Raw genomic sequence first — 20,677 nt, 5'->3', positions numbered from 1 at the left:
GGTGGCCCGTACAGGCAGGTTGTTGCAGTGCAACTTCCACAGCGAATGGCAGCCGGGAAAACGTCAAATCCGCTCCGGCAGATCGGGCCATCCGGGCGTAGCCATCGCCCGATGGATATCTGTGCGTAAGGACGGTTTAACGACCGGATACGGGACACGGAGCCGCAAAGACTTGCGCTGCTGATCTCTTTGAGCGCCACCTGGGGTCAGACTGCGCAGCGAAAACACAGGTCCTGAAGCCGGGTGGTCCGGGGCCGCGCCGGAACGGTGCCTACTCCCATTAGCCAGTTACGCGGTTAGATGTGACGGGGTCTTCATTTTCCAAACGAGGTGAGCCATAAAATTCCGCCTGGCTACGCGAATGCGGCGCCTCAAACGGGCTGCACGGCAACCTGCACTGACCGCTTTAACCCGCGAATGTGCAGATCAATTCGCTGCACAGCGGCAATCGTCGATGGCTACGAAGAAAACCGGTGCTTACAACTGGTTGATTGTGTGACTTTGCGCCTAAGATGCATTTCTATGCGCACAAGCTGGTGCAGGCCCGCAGATGGCAGGAGCCAGAAGGCAGCGCGCGGAGCGACGCCAACAGGTGTTTTCATCATGAATGCGAGCGTGCGCGCGGCGGGTGCCTGTCGCGCGTCTGCAATGACGCCAGGGTGCGCGACGGAGATCGCCGCGCTGGGAGTGTCCGGGCGGCCAGGCCGGTCGGCCTCGCTTCGCCGTGTCTTGCTTGCAGTGGCTTGCGCGCTGGGCGCGGCACCGGCCGTGCCCGCCGAGACACCCGCCAATACAATCGATCCAGCCAGCACGGCGCACGCCGTTACCGGCACGAGCCGTACCGATCCCGCCATTGCGCCACGCGACGCCGCCGTGCGCCAGGTCGTGCTGGGCATCATCAGCTTTACGCGCTGGCCGACGCCGCCCGCGCACCTGCGTCTGTGCGTGACGGGCCGTCCCGACTACGCGCAGGGCCTCGTCGACACGCTGCACGCCGGCTCGACGCCGCTCGAGGTGCAGCACGTCCAGTTTGATGACTCCACCCTCGGCGCAACCTGCCAGGTCGTGTATCTAGGCGATCTGAGCGACACTGAGCGACAGCAGGTCGGCGTTGCCGTGGCTGGCCATCCTGTCCTGACGATTGCGGAACACGATCCGTCCTGCACCGCAGGCAGCATGTTCTGTCTCAATGTCGACGGCGAACGCGTCACGTTCGATATCAATCTCGATGCCGTGGCGCGTAGCGGCGTACGAGTCCACCCGAATGTGCTCAACCTCGCGCGGCGGCCGGTGACGCCATGACACAGCCCGCGTCCCCCGTTTCCCCGCCGCCCACGCCGCGCCCGACGCTGCAAGCCGTGTTGCGCCGCGCGCACCTGCGTGTGGCGTTCGTCGCCGTCACAATGGCCACGGTATCGTTGATCATGGTCGCTGTGATCGCATTGCGGGCCTATTCCGGCAACAACCTGAACTTGCTGGCACGCTCGCTCGGCTATACGGTCGAGGCGGCGTTGGTATTCGGCGACCGTGTCGCAGCGGCCCAGGCGATCGAGCTGATCGCAAAGGAAGAGGACGTGGCTGAGATCGTCGTCACGGATAGCAGGGGCCGCCCGTTCGCGGCCTGGCGCGCGCCAGCCGCCGGTGCGATCGCCCGGCTCGAGCGGGCAGTTGCCGACGTTGCGCTGCCCGGACCCGTCACCGTACCGGTGCTGCACGACGGCTTCGTCGTCGGTTACGTCGAAATGCGTGGCCAGGGGCATCAGTTCTTCGGCTTCCTGCTCGGCGGCGTCGGCGGCATCCTGGCCTGCCTCGCCGTTAGCGTACTTGGCGCCTATGTCAGCTCGAAGCGCGTGGTGCGCAACATCGTTGCCCCGCTGCGCGCGCTGGCAGGTGTCGCCCACGCAGTGCGGCGCGAACGCGCGTTCGAGCGACGGGTCGAGCCCGCGGCGATTGCCGAACTGAACCAGCTCGGCGACGACTTCAACGCCTTGCTCGATGAGTTCGAAGACTGGCAAAACCACCTGCGCAACGAAAACGCGTCGCTCGAACACAAGGCAACCCACGATGCGCTCACGGGTCTGCCCAACCGCTTGCAGTTCGAGGCGCGCCTCAAGCGTGCTCTCGGCGAGGCCACGGTGACGGAGCAGCGGGTCGCCGTTCTCTATCTCGACTGTGACCGTTTCAAGGAGATCAACGACTGCTTCGGCCATGACGCGGGCGACGCGGTGCTGATCGGCATCGCGGCGCGGTTGCGCACGCAGTTGAACGAGGTCGATCTGGTGGCACGCCTCGGCGGCGACGAATTCGCCGTGATGCTGGCACCGATGCGCGAACTGGCCAGCGCCGCCCGTATTGCCGAGGACATCCTGTCCGGCACGACGCTGTCGATCACGTTGTCCGATGGCCGCACGGTTGCCGCCATGATGAGCATCGGGATTGCGCTGTATCCCGATCACGCGCGCGACGCGAACGGCTTGCTGCGCGCTGCCGATGCGGCGATGTACCGGGCCAAGCGCGCGCGACCGGGCTCGTGGCAGTTCGCCGAAGGTGTTGCCGGGCCGGCTTGACGCGATGGCATGGCGCAGCAGCCCGAGCGTCGCAAGGATTCGAAACAGCGCGTGCGAAGCCGGCGCGCAAGAGGGGAATGCGATGAAGAAATGCTCGTTTCCTGCAAGGATCTGGCGATCAGGCATTGTGAGCGCACTGTTCCTGTGTTTGCTCCTTGGGGGCTGCAAGACGCCACCGCTCTACCGTGGTCTGACGCAGAAGCAGGTCCAGGCACTGACGTCTGCGGGATTCGAGGAGACCGGGCAGGGCTTCGAGTTCGGCTTGACCGGCCCCATCCTGTTCGACTTCGACCGCTATAACCTCAAGCCCGACGCGCGACGCACGGTCGAGCGGATTGGTCGCACGCTCACATCGGCGGGGCTCAACAGCGTGCGCGTCTATGGCTACAGCGACGGCGAGGGCTCGAACGCCTATGACCTGGAGTTGTCCAGACGCCGCGCCGAGGTCGTGGCGCTCGAACTTGTCGACACCGGCCTTCCTGCCGAACACGTCGAGATCATTGGGAAAGGCAAGCGCGACCCGGTTGGCGACAACCGCACGGAAGTCGGCCGCGCACAAAACCGCCGGGTCGCCATTGTCGTCTCGCCGCGCTGAGTCGGCGCGGCGTTTCGTTTATGGTGGCTTCACCCAAAATGCTTTGACTGCGTTTCCAGACTGCCTGTGGATGAGTTATCCGAACCAGTTCGATCGGTCGCGCTTAGCATTACGAAATCCCTTCGAGAAGGACAAACGTCCCGGTCGCTGCCCCGGCGCGCAGCGCCCTGGCTGCCTGGTATTCAGGGCTTTCATAGAACCGCTTGGCCTCGGCGAACGAATCAAACTCAAAGATCACATGCCGCTCGTGAGCCTCGCCTTCGAGGTTTTCATACTGTCCCGACGCCGCGATGAGCTTGGGGCCGAAATTGCGCATTGCGTCGCCTGCGGCTTTTGCATAGGCGGCGTATGCCGTTGCATCCGAGATGCTGACGTGTGCGATCAGATAGCCTTTAGGCATGTTTAGCTTTCCTTCAATGTTGGTCTGAAATTGAATAAGGGGCGGTTGCTTGCGATCGCCCCCGTCGTAGTGCCGGTATGCGGGAGGCGGTTCGCCTCCTCCTGACCCGGTGCGCCAATCGCCGTCCACATGCCGGCGTCAGCATTGCCGCCCAGCGTCATCGTGCTGAGGCACAGTTCGGACACATACAGCCCGGCGTTACCGGGTTGCTTGTATTTCATGGCGGTTCCCTTCGAGACAAGGACATGGGAACCCAGTCTACTGAGTTACCATTGAGCTATAAATCAGGCCAGAGAGAACGTTCTGTTACTCACCGAGTGAACAATGCAAAACCTCGATGCACTTTTGATCTTTGCCCGTGTTGCTGAAATGACGAGTTTCACGCGTGCGGCTGAAAGCCTGGGTCTTCAGAAGGGACGTGTCTCTTTGGTGATCCGCGAGCTTGAGCAGGATGTGGGCGTTTCTCTCCTCCATCGGACCACGCGGAATGTTCAGCTCACGGAAGATGGCCGCGCCTTTTATTCACGCGCACGCGACCTGCTGGCTGAAGTGCAGGAGTTGCAATCGATGTTCGCGAATAACGGTGCGTCGTTACGGGGGAAATTGCGCGTAGACATGCCGACGGAGTTAGCGCAAACCGTAGTGGTTCCCGCGCTGCCGCAATGGCTGGCGGCGCATCCAGAGCTGGAACTGGAGCTGTCCAGCACCGATCGACGTGTCGATCTCGTCCAGGAGGGTTTCGATTGCGTGGTTCGTCTGGGCCCGATTGTCGACGAGACGTTGATTGCCCGCCCGCTTGGCAAGCTGCGCATGATTAATGCGGCGAGCCCGAGCTATCTTGCGCGGCATGGCACGCCCCGCACGCTCGACGAACTGCGCGGTCTGGGGCACCAGATGATTCACTACACGCGCACACTCGGCGGGAGGCTTGCCGGGTGGGAATATCCAGACGGCGACGGCTATGCAACGCTTGCTTTGCCCGGCGCGATGCAAGTCAACAACGTGCAGACCTATCATGCGGCCGGACTTGCTGGCATTGGATTGATCCAGGCGGGATATTCGGCGCTTGCGCATCACATCGAACGGGGCGCGTTGGTGGAGGTACTGCCCGATCTGCGACCTGAGCCACTTGCCGCGTGGCTTGTCGTTGCCCATCGACGTAATTTGTCGCAACGGGTCCGGGCTTTCATGAAGTGGATGGAAAGCGTATTGGAGCCGTATTTTGATCAACCGGCAAATAGAGCGGTCTAGGTAATTGGCCAGCCACCGTCAGGTCTCGACGGCGGATTCAACCTCGGTGTCTGACTTTTCAGGCTACGCTGATCAGCGAATCTTTGCGATGGCGGTGTCATCCTGTTTGGACGTATCCCGCAGTCGTATGAGGAAGTCGTCCCGCGGTGGGTATGACTGTCATTCCGGAAGACCTGTTGCGCCCGCTGCCAGACCGTCGCTACCGTCCGGCGTCGCAGTGAACGCAGCAGATTGCGACCGGCCCGCGGAAAATTGCCCTTTCGGCAAGCCTGGTTGAAGCGTAAGGCGTTCAGCGCCGCGATGATGCCATGTCCTCCTCAATGAAACGCAGGACGGCCTCGGTTAGCGCTTCGCGCGGATAGGCATTTCCGGTCACGAAGATGGCACCGATCGCGGAATGTCTCCGCGCGATTGGCACCGCAATCGCCCAGTGGTCTGCATTCACATAACCGAGTAGCGTGCTTCCGGGGATCACCTGGTCATAGAAGATCATCTGACTGTCGTTGCGGGCGTCGATGCGTGCGAGCTTGTCGTAGCTTCCCTTAAGGATGGATGAGATGCGCTCGGGTTCCGGAAATGTGACGACTGAGTAATAACGCAGGCCGGGCGGAAGCGGGTGTTGCGCGAGCCAGGCCCTGCGCGTTGCGGGGCGCAGGCTTTCTACTGCGCCACCGTCGCCTTTGGTGCACGTCGCGCCCGGAAAATACTGGAGCCATTCTGCCTGGGACTGGTCGGCGTCGTTTGCGAGAGGCGAGCCTCCCACTGCGCCGGCCACGCTGACCACGGCTGCTACCCGGGAACGCATTTCCGGATACTCGGCCAGGGCTTCCAGAATGTCGGGGGCGCCCTTCGAGTAGCCGATCAATACCAGGCGCGGAGTGCCCGGTTCCGCTGGCATGGCCATGACCTCGTCGCGTATCTGGCGCGCGTTGTGCCCGGAACTCGATAACGCATCGACCGGAAGCAGCATGGCGTCATAGCCAGATTTGCGCAAATGCAGGGCAACAGTACCCGCCGGATCGAGCCAGGATTCGAAGCACTCGTATCCAACACCTGCCACGATCGCGGCGACCAGTCGTTGCCTCGACGGGCCGAGATCAACAAGCTTGCCGGTTCCTGCCAGTTCTGCGCCCACTCGCGTCAGGGCGTCGTCGCACGGTCTGTAGTCGGGTAACTCGTGGGCATGTGCGTCCAGTACGGCGCAATATATTTCCCGGAATCGCGCTCGCTGGTCAAGCACGCCGGCTTGTGCGGCGGGAACGAGTACAAGCGGAGGCGTATCGGTCGAAAAAGGGACGAGTGGCTTCGTTGCACAGGCGCTGAATGCGAGGATCAGGGCAAGCGTTTCGAGCAGGGTACGGGCACGCCGCAAGGTGCTGGACAAGCTGCGGTTGCCGTGCGCGTGGCCGTCCTGAACGACAGCGGTGCGATCACTTGTGCTCATTGCTGCCCGCCTCCTCATCAGCAGACTCGTGCGGCTGAAGGTACGGTACCCAGTTCAGGAACTCGACATCGGACAGGCTCAACGGTCGTGTCGCAAAAAATAGTACGGCGCGCAAACCATCGGTATGGTAGGTCGCGCCGTCCAGTGTCGAGCGAGGATGGGTTCGCGGCGCTGGCTCGACGCCATGCACGAAGCCAAGCTTCTCAAGACCACCCGAATACATCATGTCCTGAACGAAGTGGTTTCTGGCCTCGTCAACATCCTGCTGCAAGATGAAACTCGCATCTTCGCGTGATATGAACCGTCCGCCGATGGGACGCCCAACCTGCACCAGATAGACTGGTTGAGTTCGAAAACGTATGGGCACAAGCCACATGCGAAGCCATATAGCAGGTGCATCCCCGGCCGCCTCCTTGCGCAACACCACATCGGGGACGCGACCGTCAAGCCGCTGATTCAAATCGTCCGCCCGCTTGTAGCTGTGGTAGTCGCGTCGGACCAGCGCCGCAGCCAGATCGTCGAGATGGCCCACGAACACCGCATTGAGCGGATCGCCCTGTTCCGTACCACTCGTATCGGTTGCGCAGCACGGCATCCGTTCAAGGGCGCCTCTTAACGAATCAGGATCGTTATAGTCAGTGACTGCGGAGTCGGCGTAGCGATACTGTGTTTCCGTGAAGCGTGGATCTCCGACATCATCCGGCACAGGCAGGAACAGCGAGAAAGGGATGAGCGTCCTGTTTGCGAACAGGTCGATGTTGCAAATTTTCGTTCCGCGATCTGGATTGGTGAAGAGCATGCCCGCCTGCGTCTTTCCTGGCGGTATGGGGTTCTTGAGGCTGAGTTTGGTGAAGTATTCGTCGATGCGTTTGTTTCTTTCGCCGCCGAACATTGAATGCAGCGACCACGCGACTTCAAGTGGCGAGAAGTAGCGCGGGTCGGTTCCGGTGCGCAGGAGCCACAACGCCTGCGAGGTTCCATTGCTGACTTCGATCCAGACTGGCTGTACGCCAAAGACAGCGAGGTCGGCGCCGAGCATCCGCGTGCTGTCGTCTCTTCCGAGCACGGCGGCACGCACCTGCACCCCGCGACCTGTTGCCGGGACTGCTCGCTCGCGCAGGGGCCCGTCGTCGACGCTCGCAGGCTCGCGCCACGTCGTACAGCTCGCAAGGGCGAGCAGCAGACTGGCCCAGAGCAGCGCGCGGCGCCACGCAAGACGGGGCGGCCACGACGGCGTCATCGATCGGCTCCCGGGATGGCACCCTGGCCATCGTTGCCTGTACCCCACTGGAAGAAGGCAATGCCAGATAGCGAGGTCGGACGCTGGTCGAATACCAGCACCACGCGAAATCCGTCCGTGTAATAGGGGTCCCCCGTCAGGTTTTCTCCAGGGGCGCTTTGTGGCGCAGCGTCGGCTCCCTTCACGGCTCCGATCTTCACAAGATTTTCGGAATATGCCATGTCCTCCGTCAGGGCGGCGCGTGCCTCGTCCACATCGGGGTCGATCTTGTGGGTCGTGAACGTCGGTGTGTGAGTCGTGAACCGGATTCCGATGTCCCGGCTGATCTGGCCAATCCACACCGGCTTGTTGTGGTAGCGCATGCGGCTTAACCAAAGCCTCAGATGGTTGCGTTCATGAATCGTGTCCCGGGCTGTCTGCAACGCCAGATCCTGCGGGCGTCCAAACAGGTAAAGATCACTCACTGGCGCATTGACGTAGGGCTCTCCCGCAAGAAAAGACTTCACCATTTTCATGATGGCCCCGGACCATTTTTCCTCGGTTGGGGCCCACCCGCGCCGCACAAGTGCAGGGAACGCATCGTCCAGGCCGCCCACGACCACCAGGTTGAGAGGATCACCATTCTTCGTGCCGTCCTCGTTGGTTGCACAGCACGGGAGCGCTTCCAGTGCTGCCCTGAATGCCTCGTCTTCGGTGTAGTTCACGACTTCTCCCTGCGGATAGATGTCGCGCGAAAAAACCCTGCTCGCCTTGTAGTCGGCCTGGAAACCCGGTACTTCGGTAAACAGGGAAAATGCTTTGGCGCGCTGGCTCGCGACGAGGTCGATCTGTACGAACTTCACGCCCTCGTCGAGATGGGTCATCACGAAACCGGAGGTAGTTTGACCGGGCGCCACGGGATTGTGAAACGCCAGCTCGCCAAACCGGACGTCAAGTGCCGCAAGTGTGCGTTGCGACTCTGCGCCTGCAAACGTCTCCGCGACTTCAGACGGCGGGAAGAAGCGTGGGTCGAGGCCTGGTGAAAGCAGAAAATAGCTATGGTCGTCGCCGTTATGGACTTCGATCCAGACCGGTTGAACTCCCTTCGTTGCGAGGGCAACGCCGTAGACAGACCGGCTTTCCTCAGCGGAAAGCGGAGCCGCTGCAACCTGTACGCCGCCTTCGCTGCGCGTGACGACACGGCTCCTGTACCCGGCTTCGAATGCGCCCGGCGAATGCCGCGCGCAACCTGCCAATACGAATGCCGTGAGTGTCACGGCGAGCAATGGGAAGAGGATGGGGCGCATAACGATCGCTGCTCGATCGAGGTTCGACCGTGGCGACGGTCTTGTTGGCTGGACGATCGAATCACGGATCCAGCGAATGCTACGGCTTTCGCGCAGCCTCGCGTCAACGGTGCGCGCCAGTCCGGCGTTGCTGGCGAGATGAGTGAAACGTCCGCTGCATCCGGTTAGCCGCAGGCATTGACGGAGCGGTTCATCCCCGTAGCGTTTTGATATTCGATATCCGTTCACACACCGTCAATTCAGTTCGTCGTCCGCATGGTACCTGGACCCTTTGGCGGTGAACTCGACCGCAAGACCTTGATCGGTGAGCTGAAAAAGCCAGTTGCCAGGCGCCACCGCAATTGCACCCTCAAACGAGGCCCCGGTGTCACCGGTCTTTGCCGCAGCGGTTGCGTGTCCGCCGGACTGCCATCCGGAAGTCATGAATTTCTTCAGGGCGCTCTCGTTCTCAAACACCCCGATCTGCTGAGATTTCTTGACTCCCATCCCAAGGCCCGCCTGAAGCTCCGCCATCTTCATGCAGGTCTTTTCTTTTGTCTTGTTGTTGACCGCGACACCTTCACCCTTGCCGCTACCGGCCAGGAGGATCTTCATACCAAAGTCGCTGAAGGCCGCATATCCCGCAGCAGATTGCACGCCTTTGCGCGCCGACGGTTGCGCTTTGAATAGTGCATTTCGTGCATCTTGAGCTGATTTGCGCACTCCGCCTGCTTTTCTTCCTTGCTTGCGACGAACGCCATCTCCGGCAATGCGAGCGCGAAAGATAACGTCAGGCTTGCCAGGCGACGATTCATGATAGCCTCCTTCCGAAGACGGACGCTGCAATCGGCAGAGACAGGAACCATTCGACGCATCCGGACCGGGCGATTGCGAAATCGTGCCGCTACCGGTGCCCCACGAACGCGCGACCGGCAAATGGGTCGCGATTCCGACACACGATGTAGCGTCGAAGAAAAAGGCTGCCAACCCCCTTAAGCATAGCTTGTCGCGTAGGGATTTGAGGTCAATCTGATCCTGGTTTTACAGATGCATATCGCAACGGCATGTTGAATGCCTGTTGAAACCATGGTTGAGGGAAAGGCCGCGAACGAAGACATCGTTTAGTGCAAGGCCGGCATGGCCAAGGTCTCACCGTTTCAACGTTTCGTTGCACGCCGGGATTGCGAGCAGAATGGAAGTTAGCGGGCTTCGAAACGGGAATGCCCTGCGGGCGAAGCCACGAGTGCCCCGGCATCTTCATGTGGTGTGGAGTTTGTTCAACTGCTTGCCTGGCAACGTATGTTCGTGGTGAACAAGCATCAAGTTAATCATCCGTCGTATTACTATAGACGACGAAATTCGCTGTCTCTTTCACGTTCAATCTCGCAGAACGGGTAATGCAGAAGTTTTCTGATAATTCGAGTGTGGAAGCAAGAACGGAGCCAGGGGTTGTCTCGGTGGCATTGAGGTCGTGCGAAAAAAACGCCATCTTTGAAAGCGGTTAGCGATTTGAAAAACCTGAAGATGAAGATCTTGAGGTATTAATATGTTAATTAACAAGGTTGGTGAATTTTTCGGAAGAATTTTCTTCCAGCGATGTTTCTATTTGTTCGTGGTATTGATGGTCTTTGTCTGTACTGCTCCGTTTGTGGAGCCTACACCGATTGGACGTTTCGCGATCAACTGTGCGAATGCGTTGATTATCATCGCGACGGTGGCGTCAGTCGGCCGCTCAACGCTTTCCTTCGTGATTGCCGTACTTCTCGCCAGCCCGGCGCTGGCTTTTCAATGGATAGCGGTATCGGGAACCGACCCACATGCGGTTGCAAAATCGTGGCTTTTTGGGGCCTTGCTCTACGCGACAACGATCGCATATCTGCTGCGCTACGTCTTTCGGCACGAGGTCATGACTGCTGACAAGCTGTTTGGCGCAGCATCCGCTTATCTTCTCCTTGCTGTCTTCTGGTCATTCATCTATGCACTTGTCGCTCATTTTTACGAAGGATCATTTGCACTTTTTGGAAACCAGGCATCGTTGACGTTCTATGATTTCGTGTATTTTAGCTTCACCGTTTTGACTAGCACGGGTTTCGGCGACATTACGCCGATAAGTCGCCAGGCGCGGGGGACTTGTGTAGTTGAACAGATTGTCGGCGCATTGTTCGTTGCCATTTTGATAGCACGGCTCGCAGGAGTGTATCCACCAGTAAACGACCGAGGGAAACCGTGAGCCGTCCGGAGCTCAGGCGGGCGTATTGCGCCGGAGGATTGCTGACGTCGCGTCAAAACCGGCTGAATGCTCTCAGTCGATGCCTTCGAGTCGCAGAGCAAGGTCGAAGGCGTTGTCGTCGAAATTCACGATTGCAGCGGTGTTGAACGGTCCGGATTTTGATGCCTGGTTTCCACCAGAGGAACTGGCGCATCTACTCCGTGCCGCTCAGCGACAGCTGACCCCAGTTTCAACCAGACAGGAAGGAGCCTGGAAATGGTCGAATCAAGAAGCGGACTTTGGAAGCGCACGGGAGCAGCACTGGTCGCAGCCGGACTCCTGGCGCTCTCGGGCGCTGCCTCGGCTACCAACCAGTCGCAACAGCGACAGCAAGGCAGGAACGCCAACCAGGCTGCCAAACAGGAAGCGCGCGCGGGTAAGGTCGACTGCCGGGCTGCAAACCAGAAGAGCAACTCCCAGTGTCGGCAAGACAAGCGCAACACGAAGCAGGAGGGTCGCCAGCAAAAGCGGGACATCAAGTACTAGCGCGGATTGCAGCCGGGTTTGGGGGAACAGCTGGAACTCTTCGGCGAGGTGCCAGTGAGATCCGTCTGGCAAAAGGCGAAATGCCCAAACGACGATCGGGTGGCGAAGTATTGGTCACCGGAGGATGGCCGCGCGGTCGACGCGGCTTTCAGGGTGCGAGCTTAGTCGCGTCCGTTGCACCACGAGACCTTCGACCTGCACCGCCGGATTGTTATGGCCCAGGCAGAAACTGGATGTCACGATACCAGGCCCGTGTCGCAGTAGCGGTATTGTCGGTGTCGTTGAGCAGGCCGTAGCCGCTGATTCGTCCTCGCGGTTCGTGAAAGACCATTCCATAGTAGTGCTACACAATTTATCGACGCAAAGATTGCCGCTGGCCAGCATTGCCGGGCTGTCCGGAAACGACAATCATCTGGACACGGGCTGTGTGAGGGTTGGCAATGACACCGCCTCGCGGAGCCGAGTTCGACCAGACGTACATGAGCGTCGCGAGCAGGACGCCAACAAGCCGTGGGTGCATCAACTCGTCGCCGCCTATCAGTCCCCCGAAGTGAAGCTGTTCATCCTGTCGCGCTATAAAGGCGCGATGATCCCGGCGTTCTGAGCAGCACGCGGCTGCTTGCGGCGGCCCAACCGACGCCCATCTGCCAGGCAAATGGCAAATCGAAAGTTAGCGTCGCGATGCTGACGTTGACGCGGTCGATATAGGCGACAAAACGGCACGATGCGCCGCGCGCTTGCGGTAGAGGGCGATGGCGCGAACGGCCCCGCGGAGTGCCCGATGGCGGGGATTTCGCGATGACTGGGTACGCGCGCCTTCGGCATGGCGCGCGCATTGTTCGGCAAATGCGGCCACTCCATTCGGCGGCAGGCTCTTTTTCGCGCCCCGCGTACCCTCTACATTGTCGTTGAGCACCGACGCAAGCCGCGATGCGGCAAGCGGACGGTTCAACCCATATTGGAGGTTTGTCATGGCCAGGCTCGAAGGCAAAGTCGCGCTCGTTACGGGCGCATCGAAGGGAATTGGCGCGGCGATCGCCCGTGCGCTCGCGAAAGAGGGCGCGGCGGTCGTGGTGACGTATGCAAGCAGTAAGGCGGGCGCGCTGGCGGTTGTCGAGCAGATCCAGGAAGCGGGCGGCAAGGCGACGGCCGTGGGCGGCGACGTCTCGCAGCCCGCCGACGCCGCGAAGCTCGTGCAAACTGCCATCGACTCGTTCGGCCGCCTCGATATCGTCGTGAACAATTCGGGCGTGTACGCGTTTTCGGCGGTCGAGGACATTACCACCGAGGAATTCCATCGGCAGTTCGACACCAACGTGCTCGGCCCGCTGCTCGTCACGCAAGCGGCGGTGAAGCACCTTGGCGAAGGCGCGAGCGTCATTAATATCAGCTCGGGCGTCACGCGTATCACGCCGCCCGCGAGCGCGATTTACACCGGCACGAAGGGCGCGCTGGACGCTATCACGAACGTATTGGCGCTGGAGCTTGCCCCGCGCAAGATCCGCGTGAATTCGATCAACCCCGGATACGTGGAAACGGAAGGCACGCATAGCGCGGGCATCACCGGCTCGGACATGGCTTCGGACTTCATTGCGAAGACGCCGCTTGGCCGCGCCGGCCAGCCGGAAGATATCGCCGATGTCGCGGTGTTCCTCGCGTCCGACGAAGCGCGCTGGCTGACCGGCGAGCATCTGCTGGCGGCGGGCGGCTTCCGCTGATCGTCCACGCGTGCGCAAGGCACGCATTGCATGAATGGCAATCAGGCGCCGCCTGCGTTCGCGCGGGAGGCGCCTGAGTCGTCAATTCGCTGGTCTTGCTTCCAAAGCGCTGTGGCGAAGCGCACCTCACATTCTCATCAAAAAAAGCGCACGATCACGCGGCACCGCACGCGCATCTGGTGCTTTTCTCGCCCGCGAATACGCATTCGCGCACCATCATCGAGCAGGTGAATCCCCGATTGCGCGGGAATTATTTTTTCACTTGCGCCGTGGTTTTTTGATTGTGCACTATGTGTTGTGCACAGCACAAACGTACGCCACGTACCGATGAGGATGTCCATGAGTGTCTCAGCCATTGCAACTCCGCACGCGGGGGAAATCGCTTCGACGCACGCGTCGGGTACGGACCGCCTGATGGTCCATCAGCTCAGTCATGCGTTTCGGACTGCCGACGGTATCGACGTGCCGATTTTCGAGCGGCTCGACTTCAGCGTACGCAGCGGCGAGATCGTCTCGATCGTCGGCCGCAGCGGCGCGGGCAAGAGCACGCTGTTCAATCTCGTCTCGGGGCTGATCGAGCCGCAGTCGGGGCAGATCGGCGTGGGCAGGCGCGACGACGGCAGTGCCGGGCGCATCGCCTACATGTTGCAAAAGGACCTGCTGATGCCGTGGCGCACGGTGCTGCAAAACGCCGTGCTCGGCATCGAGCTATACCGCAAGGTCAAGGCCGCCGACATCGAGCGCGCGCGTCAGATGCTCGCGCGCTACGGTCTGGGCGCGGTCGCCGATGCGTATCCGCATTCGCTCTCGGGCGGCATGCGTCAGCGCGTGGCGCTCACGCGCACGCTGCTGGTCGATCCCACGCTGGTGCTGCTCGACGAGCCGTTTTCCGCACTCGACTACGAAACGCGCCTCGCGCTGGAGGACGACGTGATGGCGCTGCGCGAGCAGAACGGCACGAGCGTCGTGCTCGTCACGCACGATATCGAGGAAGCGATTGCGATGAGCGACCGCGTGATCCTGCTAGGCGGCCGCCCGGCGCGCATCGAGGACGATATCGACGTGCGCCTGACCACGCACGGCCCGCGCACGGCGGTCTCGGCACGCGAGGCGCCCGAGTTCCGCACCTTCCATTCGCGCGTCTGGAACGGACTGCGCAGCCATACCATCCAGCACGCGGGAGCCACGGCATGAGCGATATTGCGATCTCAACGAATGCGCCAGCACGCCGGCGCGCAAAACCGCGCCGCGCGGCGAAGCTCGGCACCACGGGTGCCTTGGCGCTCATCGTCGTGGCGCTGATCGCGCTGTGGCAAGTGGCGGTCTCGGCAGGCTGGATCAACGGCAAGCTGCTCGGCTCGCCCGTGGGCATCTGGCAGGCCGCGCAGCAAGGGTTGAACGGCGGCACGCTGGTGCCCGACACGCTGGTCACGCTTTACGAAACCGTGGTGGGCCTCGTGGTGGGCAGCGGCCTGGGTATCGGCCTTGGCCTGCTGCTCTGGTTCGTGCCGCGCGTTTCCGGTGTCGCGGAAGGATTGTCAGTGATCCTGAACAGTATTCCGAAGATCGCGCTCGGGCCGCTGATCGTCATCTGGTTCGGGTCGGACATGACGTCGAAAGTGTGGCTCGCGGGCATTTCCACCTTCGCCGTGGCGATGATTTCCTCGTGCGCCGCCGCGCGCGAAGTCGACAAGGATCTGCTCAACCTGTTCCGCTCCTTCAACGCGAAGCCCTCGATGATCTTCACGAAGCTGATCCTGCCCGGCGCGCTGCCGTGGGTGTTTTCGACGCTGCGCGTGAACATCGGCTTCGCGCTGATCGGCGCGGTGGTGGGCGAGTACATCGCTTCGCAGGCGGGGCTCGGGCATGAGGTGTTCGTCGCCGGATCGCTGTTCGATCTGAATACGGTGTGGCTCGGCATTATCGTGCTCACGCTGATGGCGACGCTGCTGGGCTGGATCGTTCAATTCACGGAAGCAAGGGTCATTTCATGGAAGTCAGCACGATGAAACGAGTAAGCACGATTGCCATTGCGGCTGCGGTGACGGGGTTGAGCGTTCAGGTCTGCGCGCAGGCGGCGGAGCCGGTCACGGTGTATCAGGCATTTCAGTCGATCCAGTATTTGCCGCTCTACGTGGCGATCGACAAGGGCATCTTCGCGAAGAACGGACTCGACGTGAAGAAGGTCACGGCCGGCAGCGGCGCGGCGGGCGTGGCGGCGGTGATCGGCGGCCATGCTGATTTTTCGCTGCAAGACCCGATGACGGCCGTGCTCGCGAACCTCAAGGGCGCGAACGTGATGGCCGTCGCGAACGTGGTGGCGGGCGTGCCGGTATGGGTGATCGCGCCGCCCGACGCGGGCGTGCATCAGCCCGGCGACATGGCGAGCAAAAGCGTGGCCACGGCGCTGCCGCCCTCGACCAGCACCTATCTGCTGCAACGCTTGATCAAGGATCAGAAGATCGAGAAGGTGTCGCTCAACACGGTGCAACTCGGCACTGAACTCGCGCCCGTGAGCGCGGGCCGCAGCCAGGCGGCGGCCGTCTACGAACCGCAGGCGGACACCGGCATCGCGCAGGGCTACAAGGTCGTGTACGGTTTCCCGAAGGCGTATCCGGGCGGCTATGCGTTCTCGACCATCGACACCCTGGCCTCGACCATCAAGGACAAGCCGCAGATGGTGGCGGCGTTCGTGAAGTCGATCGGCGAGGCCGAGGCGCTGATTCACGAGTCGCCGGAGACCGCCAAGGCGGTTGCGAAGACGGAGTTTCCCTCGCTCGACGCGAAGATCGTCGAAGCGGCGGTGGGCCGCCTGATCGACCAGAACATCTACGCGCCCACGCCCGAGATTTCCGGGCAGGCGTTTCGCAACGCGCTCGATTTGCAGGAGTCGATCGGCAATATCAAGCCTGGCAGCGTGACCTATGCGAGTGCCGTCGACAATTCGTTTGCCGCGACCGCCGCGAAGAAGTAAGCGCCGCGCCGCCCGCTATCGCGCCGGCGCGCTGCGCCGGCGCTTCGAAGGGAAGGACAGGATGAACGAAGCCAAACCGTCGTTCGTGGCGGCCCTGATCGCGCAGCGCGGCAATCCAGCCGCGAGCCGCGCGCGGCTCGACGAGGCTGTGGCGCGCGCCGAGGCGCTCGAATCGCTGCACGCCTTCACGTATCGTCCGGATGCGTATGTCGAGCCCAACGCGTATGCGCCGCTCGCGGGCCTGCCCGTGGCCGTGAAGGATCTGATCGACACCGTCGACATGCCGACGTGCTACGGCTCGCCGATCTGGAGCGGTCATCGTCCGCAGGCCGACGCGCCCATCGTCGCGCAACTGCGCGAACTCGGCGCGCTGGTGTTCGGCAAGACCGTGACGACCGAATTCGCCTGGCGGCAGCCGGGGCCGACCGTGAATCCGTGGCGCCGGGATCATACGCCGGGCGGTTCGTCGAGCGGATCGGCGGCGGCCGTGGGCGCGGGCATCGTGCCGCTCGCGCTCGGCACGCAGACGGTGGGATCGGTGATCCGTCCCGCCGCGTACTGCGGCGTAGTGGGCTACAAGCCGAGCTACGGCACGATCTCGCGCGAGGGCGTGCATGCGCTCGCGGCGTCGCTCGATCACATCGGATTCCTCGCGCGCGACGTGGAAGTGGCGGCGCTCGCGCACGCGCTATTCGTCGCCCAGCGCGTGGAAGCGATCGACAGCGCCGACGCCTGGCGCGCGTGGTTCGCGCCGCTGCCCGCGCCGCCGCGACTGGGCGTCGTGCGCATGCCGTTCGACGCGCGCTTGCAGGACATGCAGAAAGTGAATTTCGACGGCGCGCTCGCGCAGTTGCGCGCGGCGGGCGCGGAGATCGTCGAAATCGAGTTCGACGCCGATCTCGAAGAGATCGTCGATGCGTTGCAGGTGATCCTGCGCGTGGAAGCGTGCTATGCGGTGGGCCCGGAGGCGCGCGCGCATCGCGACCAGTTGAGCGAGCCCATGCGCGCGCTCGTGGACGAAGGCGCGGCGATGCCCGAGGCGCGCTATCGGGCGGCGCTCGCGTTGCAGGCGCAGTGGCGCGCGCGCTCGGCGGAACTGCTCGCGGGGTGCGATGCGCTCGTGAGCGTGCCGGCCACGGGCGTCGCGCCGCAAGGACTCGACGACACCGGCGACCCCACTTTCTGCGCGCCGTGGAGCCTGCTCGGCATGCCCGCCGTGACCGTGCCTTCAGGGTGGACCGAGATCGGTTTGCCGCTGGGTTTTCAGACCATCGGCGCGTTTGGCGAGGATCTCGCGACGCTGCGCGTGGCGGCGTGGATCGAGCAGGTGATCGGCGCGCGGCGCGAGCTGGAACCCGCCGCGAGTGTGGAAGCCATCGCCTAGCGTCAACGCGACCCGCGAGCGACCCGCAAGCGACCAGGGAGGCAACATGGGCAAGCCGTATCGCACGATTCAGGAGTACGTACTCGGCACGCTGCGCGCGGAGATTCTGAAGGGCATCCACAAGGCGGGCACGCGCATGCGCCAGGAGGAGGTGGCGAAGCGGCTTGGCGTGAGCACGACGCCGGTGCGCGAGGCGTTTCGCGATCTGCGCGCCGAAGGGCTGGTGGCGATCGACCCGAACAAGGGCGTGGAAGTGCGCGGCCTCACTGCCGACGACGTGAGCGAGATCTACGAGTTGCGCATGATGCTCGAACCCATGCTCGCCGCGCGCGCGTGTTTGCGCACGAGCCCCGCGCAACTCGATGCGGCGCAGGCGAGCCACGCCGCCATGCGCCACGCCGCGCCAACCACCGAACAATGGGCCTTGCTCAACGAGGATTTCCATCAGCATCTGATGCAATGCGAGGCGCACACACGGCTGTTCGAAGTGGTGCGCGGGCTTTCGCTGCACGCGCGGCCATACGTGTCGTTGTCCATGCATGTGCAGCCGGACATCATGGCGAGCAACAACGACGAGCATGCGCAACTGCTCGCGGCCTGGCGCGCGCGCGCCGCTGCGACCGTGCACGAGCAGACGCGCGTGCATCTGCTCAACACGCGCAATGCGATCGTGGCCTGCGTCGACCAGTTGGCGCACGCGATGGCTGCGTGAAGCCGCCTTCGGCGGGAAACCCCGCCGTTGAGGAGGCCGAAAGATCAAAGCCAGTGCTGCGCGCGCACCTTTTCGCCGTCGGTGAAGCGCGAGAGCCGGAAGGGCGCCGCATTGACGACGGGCGTGTCGCCGCACACCAGGTCGGCGGCGAGGCGCCCCGCAGCGGGCGCAATGCCGAAGCCATGTCCCGAGAAGCCCGTTGCCACGACCACGCCGCGCAGCGCATCGACCTTCGAAATCACGGGAATCGCGTCGGGCATGGTGTCGATCAACCCGGCCCACGTTTGCGAGACCTCCGCTTTGCCGAACGCGGGCATGTCGCGCTTGAGGTCGGCGAGCATGCGTTCGAGGGTCGGGCGGTGCGGCTGCGGATCGAGTACCCGGATCGCCTCGTAGATCGAGGGACGATCGGCCGTTCCAGGTCGCCAATGCAGCGCCTCCTCAAGGAAGCGCTGGCCGAAACGGACCTTGAGCGCCGAGCGTTCGGTGAGGTAGGCAGGCAGGAACTGCGGGAAGAAACGGATGGCGTCGGGCGTGACGTCGGCGACGTTGGTCGCGGAAGTCGCCACGGTCCAGCCGCCGTCCAGGCGCTGGCGGAACGCCACATTGCCGAGACTCACGCACGGCTCGATCGGCACGGCAAGCGGACGCGTACGGAGTACGCTGGAAAGCACCTTGAGTTGCGGCAGTGGCGTGTCGAGCCCCTTCATGAGCAGGCGCGACCAGGCGCCGCCCGCTACGACCACGGCGTCGGTGCGAATGCGGCCTTGTTCGGTGACCACATGCGTCACGGCGCCGTTGCTCGTCTCGATCGCACGCACCGCGCATTGCTGCTGGAGGTTCACGCCGTGGCGCATCGCGGCGTGCGCCATCGCCGAGGCGGCTTGTTGCGGTTCGGCACGGCCGTCGCTGGCGGTGTAGAGACCGCCCACGCACGAGCCGGGAAGTTCGGGCAGATGCCGGCGCAAGTCGTTCGTGCCCAGCACGCGGCTCTCGATCCCGTGCGCGCGTGCCTCGGTGGCCCACGTTTCGTGGCGCTCGAGCTTTTCCTTCGTTTTCGAGGCGTAGAGGATGCCGTGCCGACGGAAACCGGTTTCGCGCCCGGTATCGACGTTCATGGTTTCCCACATGCGCATGCTTTCGACGATCAGCGGCAACTCGCGCAGGTCGCGCCCGGTCTGGCGGCACCAGCCCCAGTTGCGGCTCGACTGTTCGCCCGCCACGATGCCCTTTTCGACGACGACGGCATTCACGCCGCGCTTTGCGAGCGCAAGCGCCGTGGCCACACCGACGATTCCGCCGCCCACGACCACCACTCCCGCATGACGCGGAAACGCCGTCGAGGAGACGACGGTGTCTACCACTGGTCCCATACCCAACCACCTCTAGTTCCGTTTCATGTTGAACAAACGCCGCCGGGCCCGCACGCTCACGCGCCGGGCCCGGTGAACGGCCAGCCAGCTACGCGCGCCCCGGCGCGGTCAGGCGCCGGTCGAGCGGATTCAGATTCGGTGCGACACGCGCGACTTCTTCCTTCAGGAGTGCCACGCACTTTTCGATGAGCTCCGGGGTGAGCCGCGCGGAGAGGAACGTCAGTCCGAGCGACGCCACGGGCCCCGACTCCACGGCGAAGATCGGCACCGAAATGCCTGCGACGCCCACGAGCAGCTCGCCGCGATCGAGCGCGTAGCCCTGCGCGGCGGTTTCGCCGACGAGCGTGCGCACGCGCGCTTCGGTGAGGCTCGCATAGGTGCCGATGCGCGGCAGGTTGCGCGCGATGATCGCGTCGCGCTCGCCCTCGTCGAGAAACGAGAGCATCGCGAGACTGCCGGTGCCCACGCCTAGCGGCACATAGCCGCCGATCGCGCCGGTGAGCGTTTGCACGAAGCACTCGCCGTCGAGGCGGTCGATACAGACCGAGTCGTCCTGGTCGCGCGCCATCAGCACGACGGTTTCGCCCGTCGCCTCCATGAGCCGTTGCATGGCCGGCAGGAACTGGCTGCGCAGCCCCGGCCCGTTGGCCGCCTTGGCGCCGTACACGAGCATCTTGGTGCCCAGCCGGTAGCGCCGCCCCTTGTCCACCTTGGTCAGCAGGTTGTGGCCGACGAGCGTGGAAAGAATGCGGTGGCAGGTGGCCTTGTTGAGCTCCGTGTGGTCGCAGACGTCCTTGAGCGTGATGCCGGTGTCGCGACTGTTGGCCACCAGGTCGAGGATGAGCACGACCCGATCGATTAGTTGGGCGCCTGGTTTTGCGTTGCTTTCGGTCATGGCGGGTTTCTCAAAGTTCCATAATGTAGAACATAACATATCAAAAACACACAATGTGAGATTTTTCTTGACGTGGTGTTTTTGGCTTTTCATGATGATTTCAC

General features: G+C 62.7%; 21 protein-coding genes and 3 pseudogenes. 13 read left to right on the top strand and 11 right to left on the bottom strand.

Annotated features, from left to right (window positions below):
- The first annotated feature begins 603 nt into the window (after positions 1-603).
- The 3 genes from yfiR (at position 604) to yfiB (ending at position 3,162) form a co-directional block, all read left to right on the top strand.
- Positions 604-1,302, top strand: a complete 699-nt coding sequence (gene yfiR / locus C7401_RS36290; protein WP_112176867.1) for a regulatory sequestration protein YfiR — start codon at positions 604-606, stop codon at positions 1,300-1,302.
- Positions 1,299-2,567: a diguanylate cyclase DgcN/YfiN gene (gene dgcN, locus C7401_RS36285; protein WP_112176866.1), complete on the top strand. Its 1,269-nt coding sequence runs from the start codon at positions 1,299-1,301 to the stop codon at positions 2,565-2,567. The genes yfiR and dgcN overlap by 4 nt, the downstream gene beginning before the upstream one ends.
- A gap of 82 nt (positions 2,568-2,649) precedes the next feature.
- A complete protein-coding gene (yfiB, locus tag C7401_RS36280) occupies positions 2,650-3,162 on the top strand; it encodes an outer membrane lipoprotein YfiB (protein ID WP_112176865.1) in 513 nt (170 codons plus the stop codon).
- Positions 3,163-3,271: 109 nt separating this feature from the next.
- Here the strand turns inward: yfiB and C7401_RS36275 are convergent, their stop codons facing one another.
- Together C7401_RS36275 and C7401_RS36270 are read right to left on the bottom strand one after the other, a co-directional pair.
- Positions 3,272-3,562, bottom strand: a complete 291-nt coding sequence (locus C7401_RS36275) for a DUF1330 domain-containing protein (protein WP_112176864.1) — start codon at positions 3,560-3,562, stop codon at positions 3,272-3,274.
- Between the two features lie 83 nt (positions 3,563-3,645).
- Positions 3,646-3,783 (bottom strand): annotated as a pseudogene (locus tag C7401_RS36270) (aldo/keto reductase); the annotation flags it as partial.
- Positions 3,784-3,886: 103 nt separating this feature from the next.
- Here C7401_RS36270 and C7401_RS36265 point away from each other — a divergent pair.
- Positions 3,887-4,813 carry a LysR family transcriptional regulator gene (locus tag C7401_RS36265; protein ID WP_112176863.1) on the top strand — a complete coding sequence of 309 codons (927 nt, stop codon included), beginning with the start codon at positions 3,887-3,889 and terminating at the stop codon, positions 4,811-4,813.
- A gap of 289 nt (positions 4,814-5,102) precedes the next feature.
- Here the strand turns inward: C7401_RS36265 and C7401_RS36260 are convergent, their stop codons facing one another.
- The 5 genes from C7401_RS36260 to C7401_RS36240 all read right to left on the bottom strand — a co-directional run bounded on the left by C7401_RS36260 (position 5,103) and on the right by C7401_RS36240 (position 9,577).
- Entirely contained in the window at positions 5,103-6,257 is a 1,155-nt protein-coding gene (locus C7401_RS36260) for a lipase family protein (RefSeq protein WP_112176862.1), read from the bottom strand.
- Positions 6,244-7,497, bottom strand: a complete 1,254-nt coding sequence (locus C7401_RS36255) for an LssY C-terminal domain-containing protein (RefSeq protein WP_112176861.1) — start codon at positions 7,495-7,497, stop codon at positions 6,244-6,246. The genes C7401_RS36260 and C7401_RS36255 overlap by 14 nt, the downstream gene beginning before the upstream one ends.
- A complete protein-coding gene (locus C7401_RS36250) occupies positions 7,494-8,783 on the bottom strand; it encodes an LssY C-terminal domain-containing protein (protein WP_112176860.1) in 1,290 nt (429 codons plus the stop codon). Before C7401_RS36250 ends, C7401_RS36255 begins: the two co-directional genes overlap by 4 nt.
- A gap of 234 nt (positions 8,784-9,017) precedes the next feature.
- A complete protein-coding gene (locus tag C7401_RS36245; protein ID WP_112176859.1) occupies positions 9,018-9,377 on the bottom strand; it encodes a YSC84-related protein in 360 nt (119 codons plus the stop codon).
- Positions 9,374-9,577 carry a hypothetical protein gene (locus C7401_RS36240; RefSeq protein ID WP_112176858.1) on the bottom strand — a complete coding sequence of 68 codons (204 nt, stop codon included), beginning with the start codon at positions 9,575-9,577 and terminating at the stop codon, positions 9,374-9,376. Before C7401_RS36240 ends, C7401_RS36245 begins: the two co-directional genes overlap by 4 nt.
- A 731-nt stretch (positions 9,578-10,308) precedes the next feature.
- On the opposite strand from C7401_RS36240, the gene C7401_RS36235 reads away from it, so the two are divergent.
- Positions 10,309-10,992: a potassium channel family protein gene (locus C7401_RS36235; protein ID WP_112176857.1), complete on the top strand. Its 684-nt coding sequence runs from the start codon at positions 10,309-10,311 to the stop codon at positions 10,990-10,992.
- A 255-nt stretch (positions 10,993-11,247) separates the two neighbouring features.
- The gene (locus C7401_RS36230) at positions 11,248-11,517 is read left to right on the top strand and encodes a hypothetical protein (RefSeq protein WP_112176856.1); all 270 of its coding nucleotides are present in this window, start codon (positions 11,248-11,250) and stop codon (positions 11,515-11,517) included.
- A 211-nt stretch (positions 11,518-11,728) separates the two neighbouring features.
- On the opposite strand, the pseudogene C7401_RS36225 reads toward C7401_RS36230, so the two are convergent.
- Positions 11,729-11,998, bottom strand: a pseudogene (locus tag C7401_RS36225) (DUF3047 domain-containing protein).
- A 6-nt stretch (positions 11,999-12,004) separates the two neighbouring features.
- Here C7401_RS36225 and C7401_RS36220 point away from each other — a divergent pair.
- Positions 12,005-12,121 (top strand): annotated as a pseudogene (locus C7401_RS36220) (MetQ/NlpA family ABC transporter substrate-binding protein); the annotation flags it as partial.
- 367 nt (positions 12,122-12,488) lie between these two features.
- Positions 12,489-13,235, top strand: coding sequence for an SDR family NAD(P)-dependent oxidoreductase (locus tag C7401_RS36215; RefSeq protein WP_112176855.1), 747 nt, complete (start codon positions 12,489-12,491; stop codon positions 13,233-13,235).
- A gap of 137 nt (positions 13,236-13,372) precedes the next feature.
- On the opposite strand, the gene C7401_RS44645 is transcribed toward C7401_RS36215, so the two are convergent.
- Complete coding sequence (locus C7401_RS44645) at positions 13,373-13,576, bottom strand: hypothetical protein (protein WP_146758055.1); 204 nt, start codon at positions 13,574-13,576, stop codon at positions 13,373-13,375.
- Between C7401_RS44645 and C7401_RS36205 the strand changes: the two genes are divergently transcribed.
- The 5 genes from C7401_RS36205 to C7401_RS36185 all read left to right on the top strand — a co-directional run bounded on the left by C7401_RS36205 (position 13,575) and on the right by C7401_RS36185 (position 18,305).
- Positions 13,575-14,429, top strand: coding sequence for an ABC transporter ATP-binding protein (locus tag C7401_RS36205; RefSeq protein ID WP_244314939.1), 855 nt, complete (start codon positions 13,575-13,577; stop codon positions 14,427-14,429). The genes C7401_RS44645 and C7401_RS36205 overlap by 2 nt on opposite strands.
- Positions 14,426-15,244 (top strand): ABC transporter permease, encoded by an 819-nt coding sequence (locus C7401_RS36200; protein WP_112176852.1) that lies wholly within the window; start codon positions 14,426-14,428, stop codon positions 15,242-15,244. The genes C7401_RS36205 and C7401_RS36200 overlap by 4 nt, the downstream gene beginning before the upstream one ends.
- Entirely contained in the window at positions 15,241-16,209 is a 969-nt protein-coding gene (locus C7401_RS36195; protein WP_112176851.1) for an ABC transporter substrate-binding protein, read from the top strand. Before C7401_RS36200 ends, C7401_RS36195 begins: the two co-directional genes overlap by 4 nt.
- Before the next feature lie 61 nt (positions 16,210-16,270).
- Positions 16,271-17,593 (top strand): amidase, encoded by a 1,323-nt coding sequence (locus tag C7401_RS36190; RefSeq protein WP_112176850.1) that lies wholly within the window; start codon positions 16,271-16,273, stop codon positions 17,591-17,593.
- 46 nt (positions 17,594-17,639) lie between these two features.
- Positions 17,640-18,305: a GntR family transcriptional regulator gene (locus C7401_RS36185; protein ID WP_112176849.1), complete on the top strand. Its 666-nt coding sequence runs from the start codon at positions 17,640-17,642 to the stop codon at positions 18,303-18,305.
- A gap of 44 nt (positions 18,306-18,349) precedes the next feature.
- On the opposite strand, the gene C7401_RS36180 is transcribed toward C7401_RS36185, so the two are convergent.
- Both C7401_RS36180 and C7401_RS36175 read right to left on the bottom strand, forming a co-directional pair.
- The gene (locus C7401_RS36180; protein ID WP_112176848.1) at positions 18,350-19,678 is read right to left on the bottom strand and encodes an NAD(P)/FAD-dependent oxidoreductase; all 1,329 of its coding nucleotides are present in this window, start codon (positions 19,676-19,678) and stop codon (positions 18,350-18,352) included.
- Positions 19,679-19,766: 88 nt separating this feature from the next.
- Positions 19,767-20,573: an IclR family transcriptional regulator gene (locus tag C7401_RS36175; RefSeq protein WP_112176847.1), complete on the bottom strand. Its 807-nt coding sequence runs from the start codon at positions 20,571-20,573 to the stop codon at positions 19,767-19,769.
- Positions 20,574-20,677 lie beyond the last annotated feature (104 nt).

The organism is Paraburkholderia unamae, assembly GCF_003268775.1.
Classification (GTDB): domain Bacteria; phylum Pseudomonadota; class Gammaproteobacteria; order Burkholderiales; family Burkholderiaceae; genus Paraburkholderia; species Paraburkholderia unamae.
The sequence above is the reverse complement of the archived record's forward strand: the minus strand, read 5'-3'. Positions and strand labels throughout refer to the sequence as shown.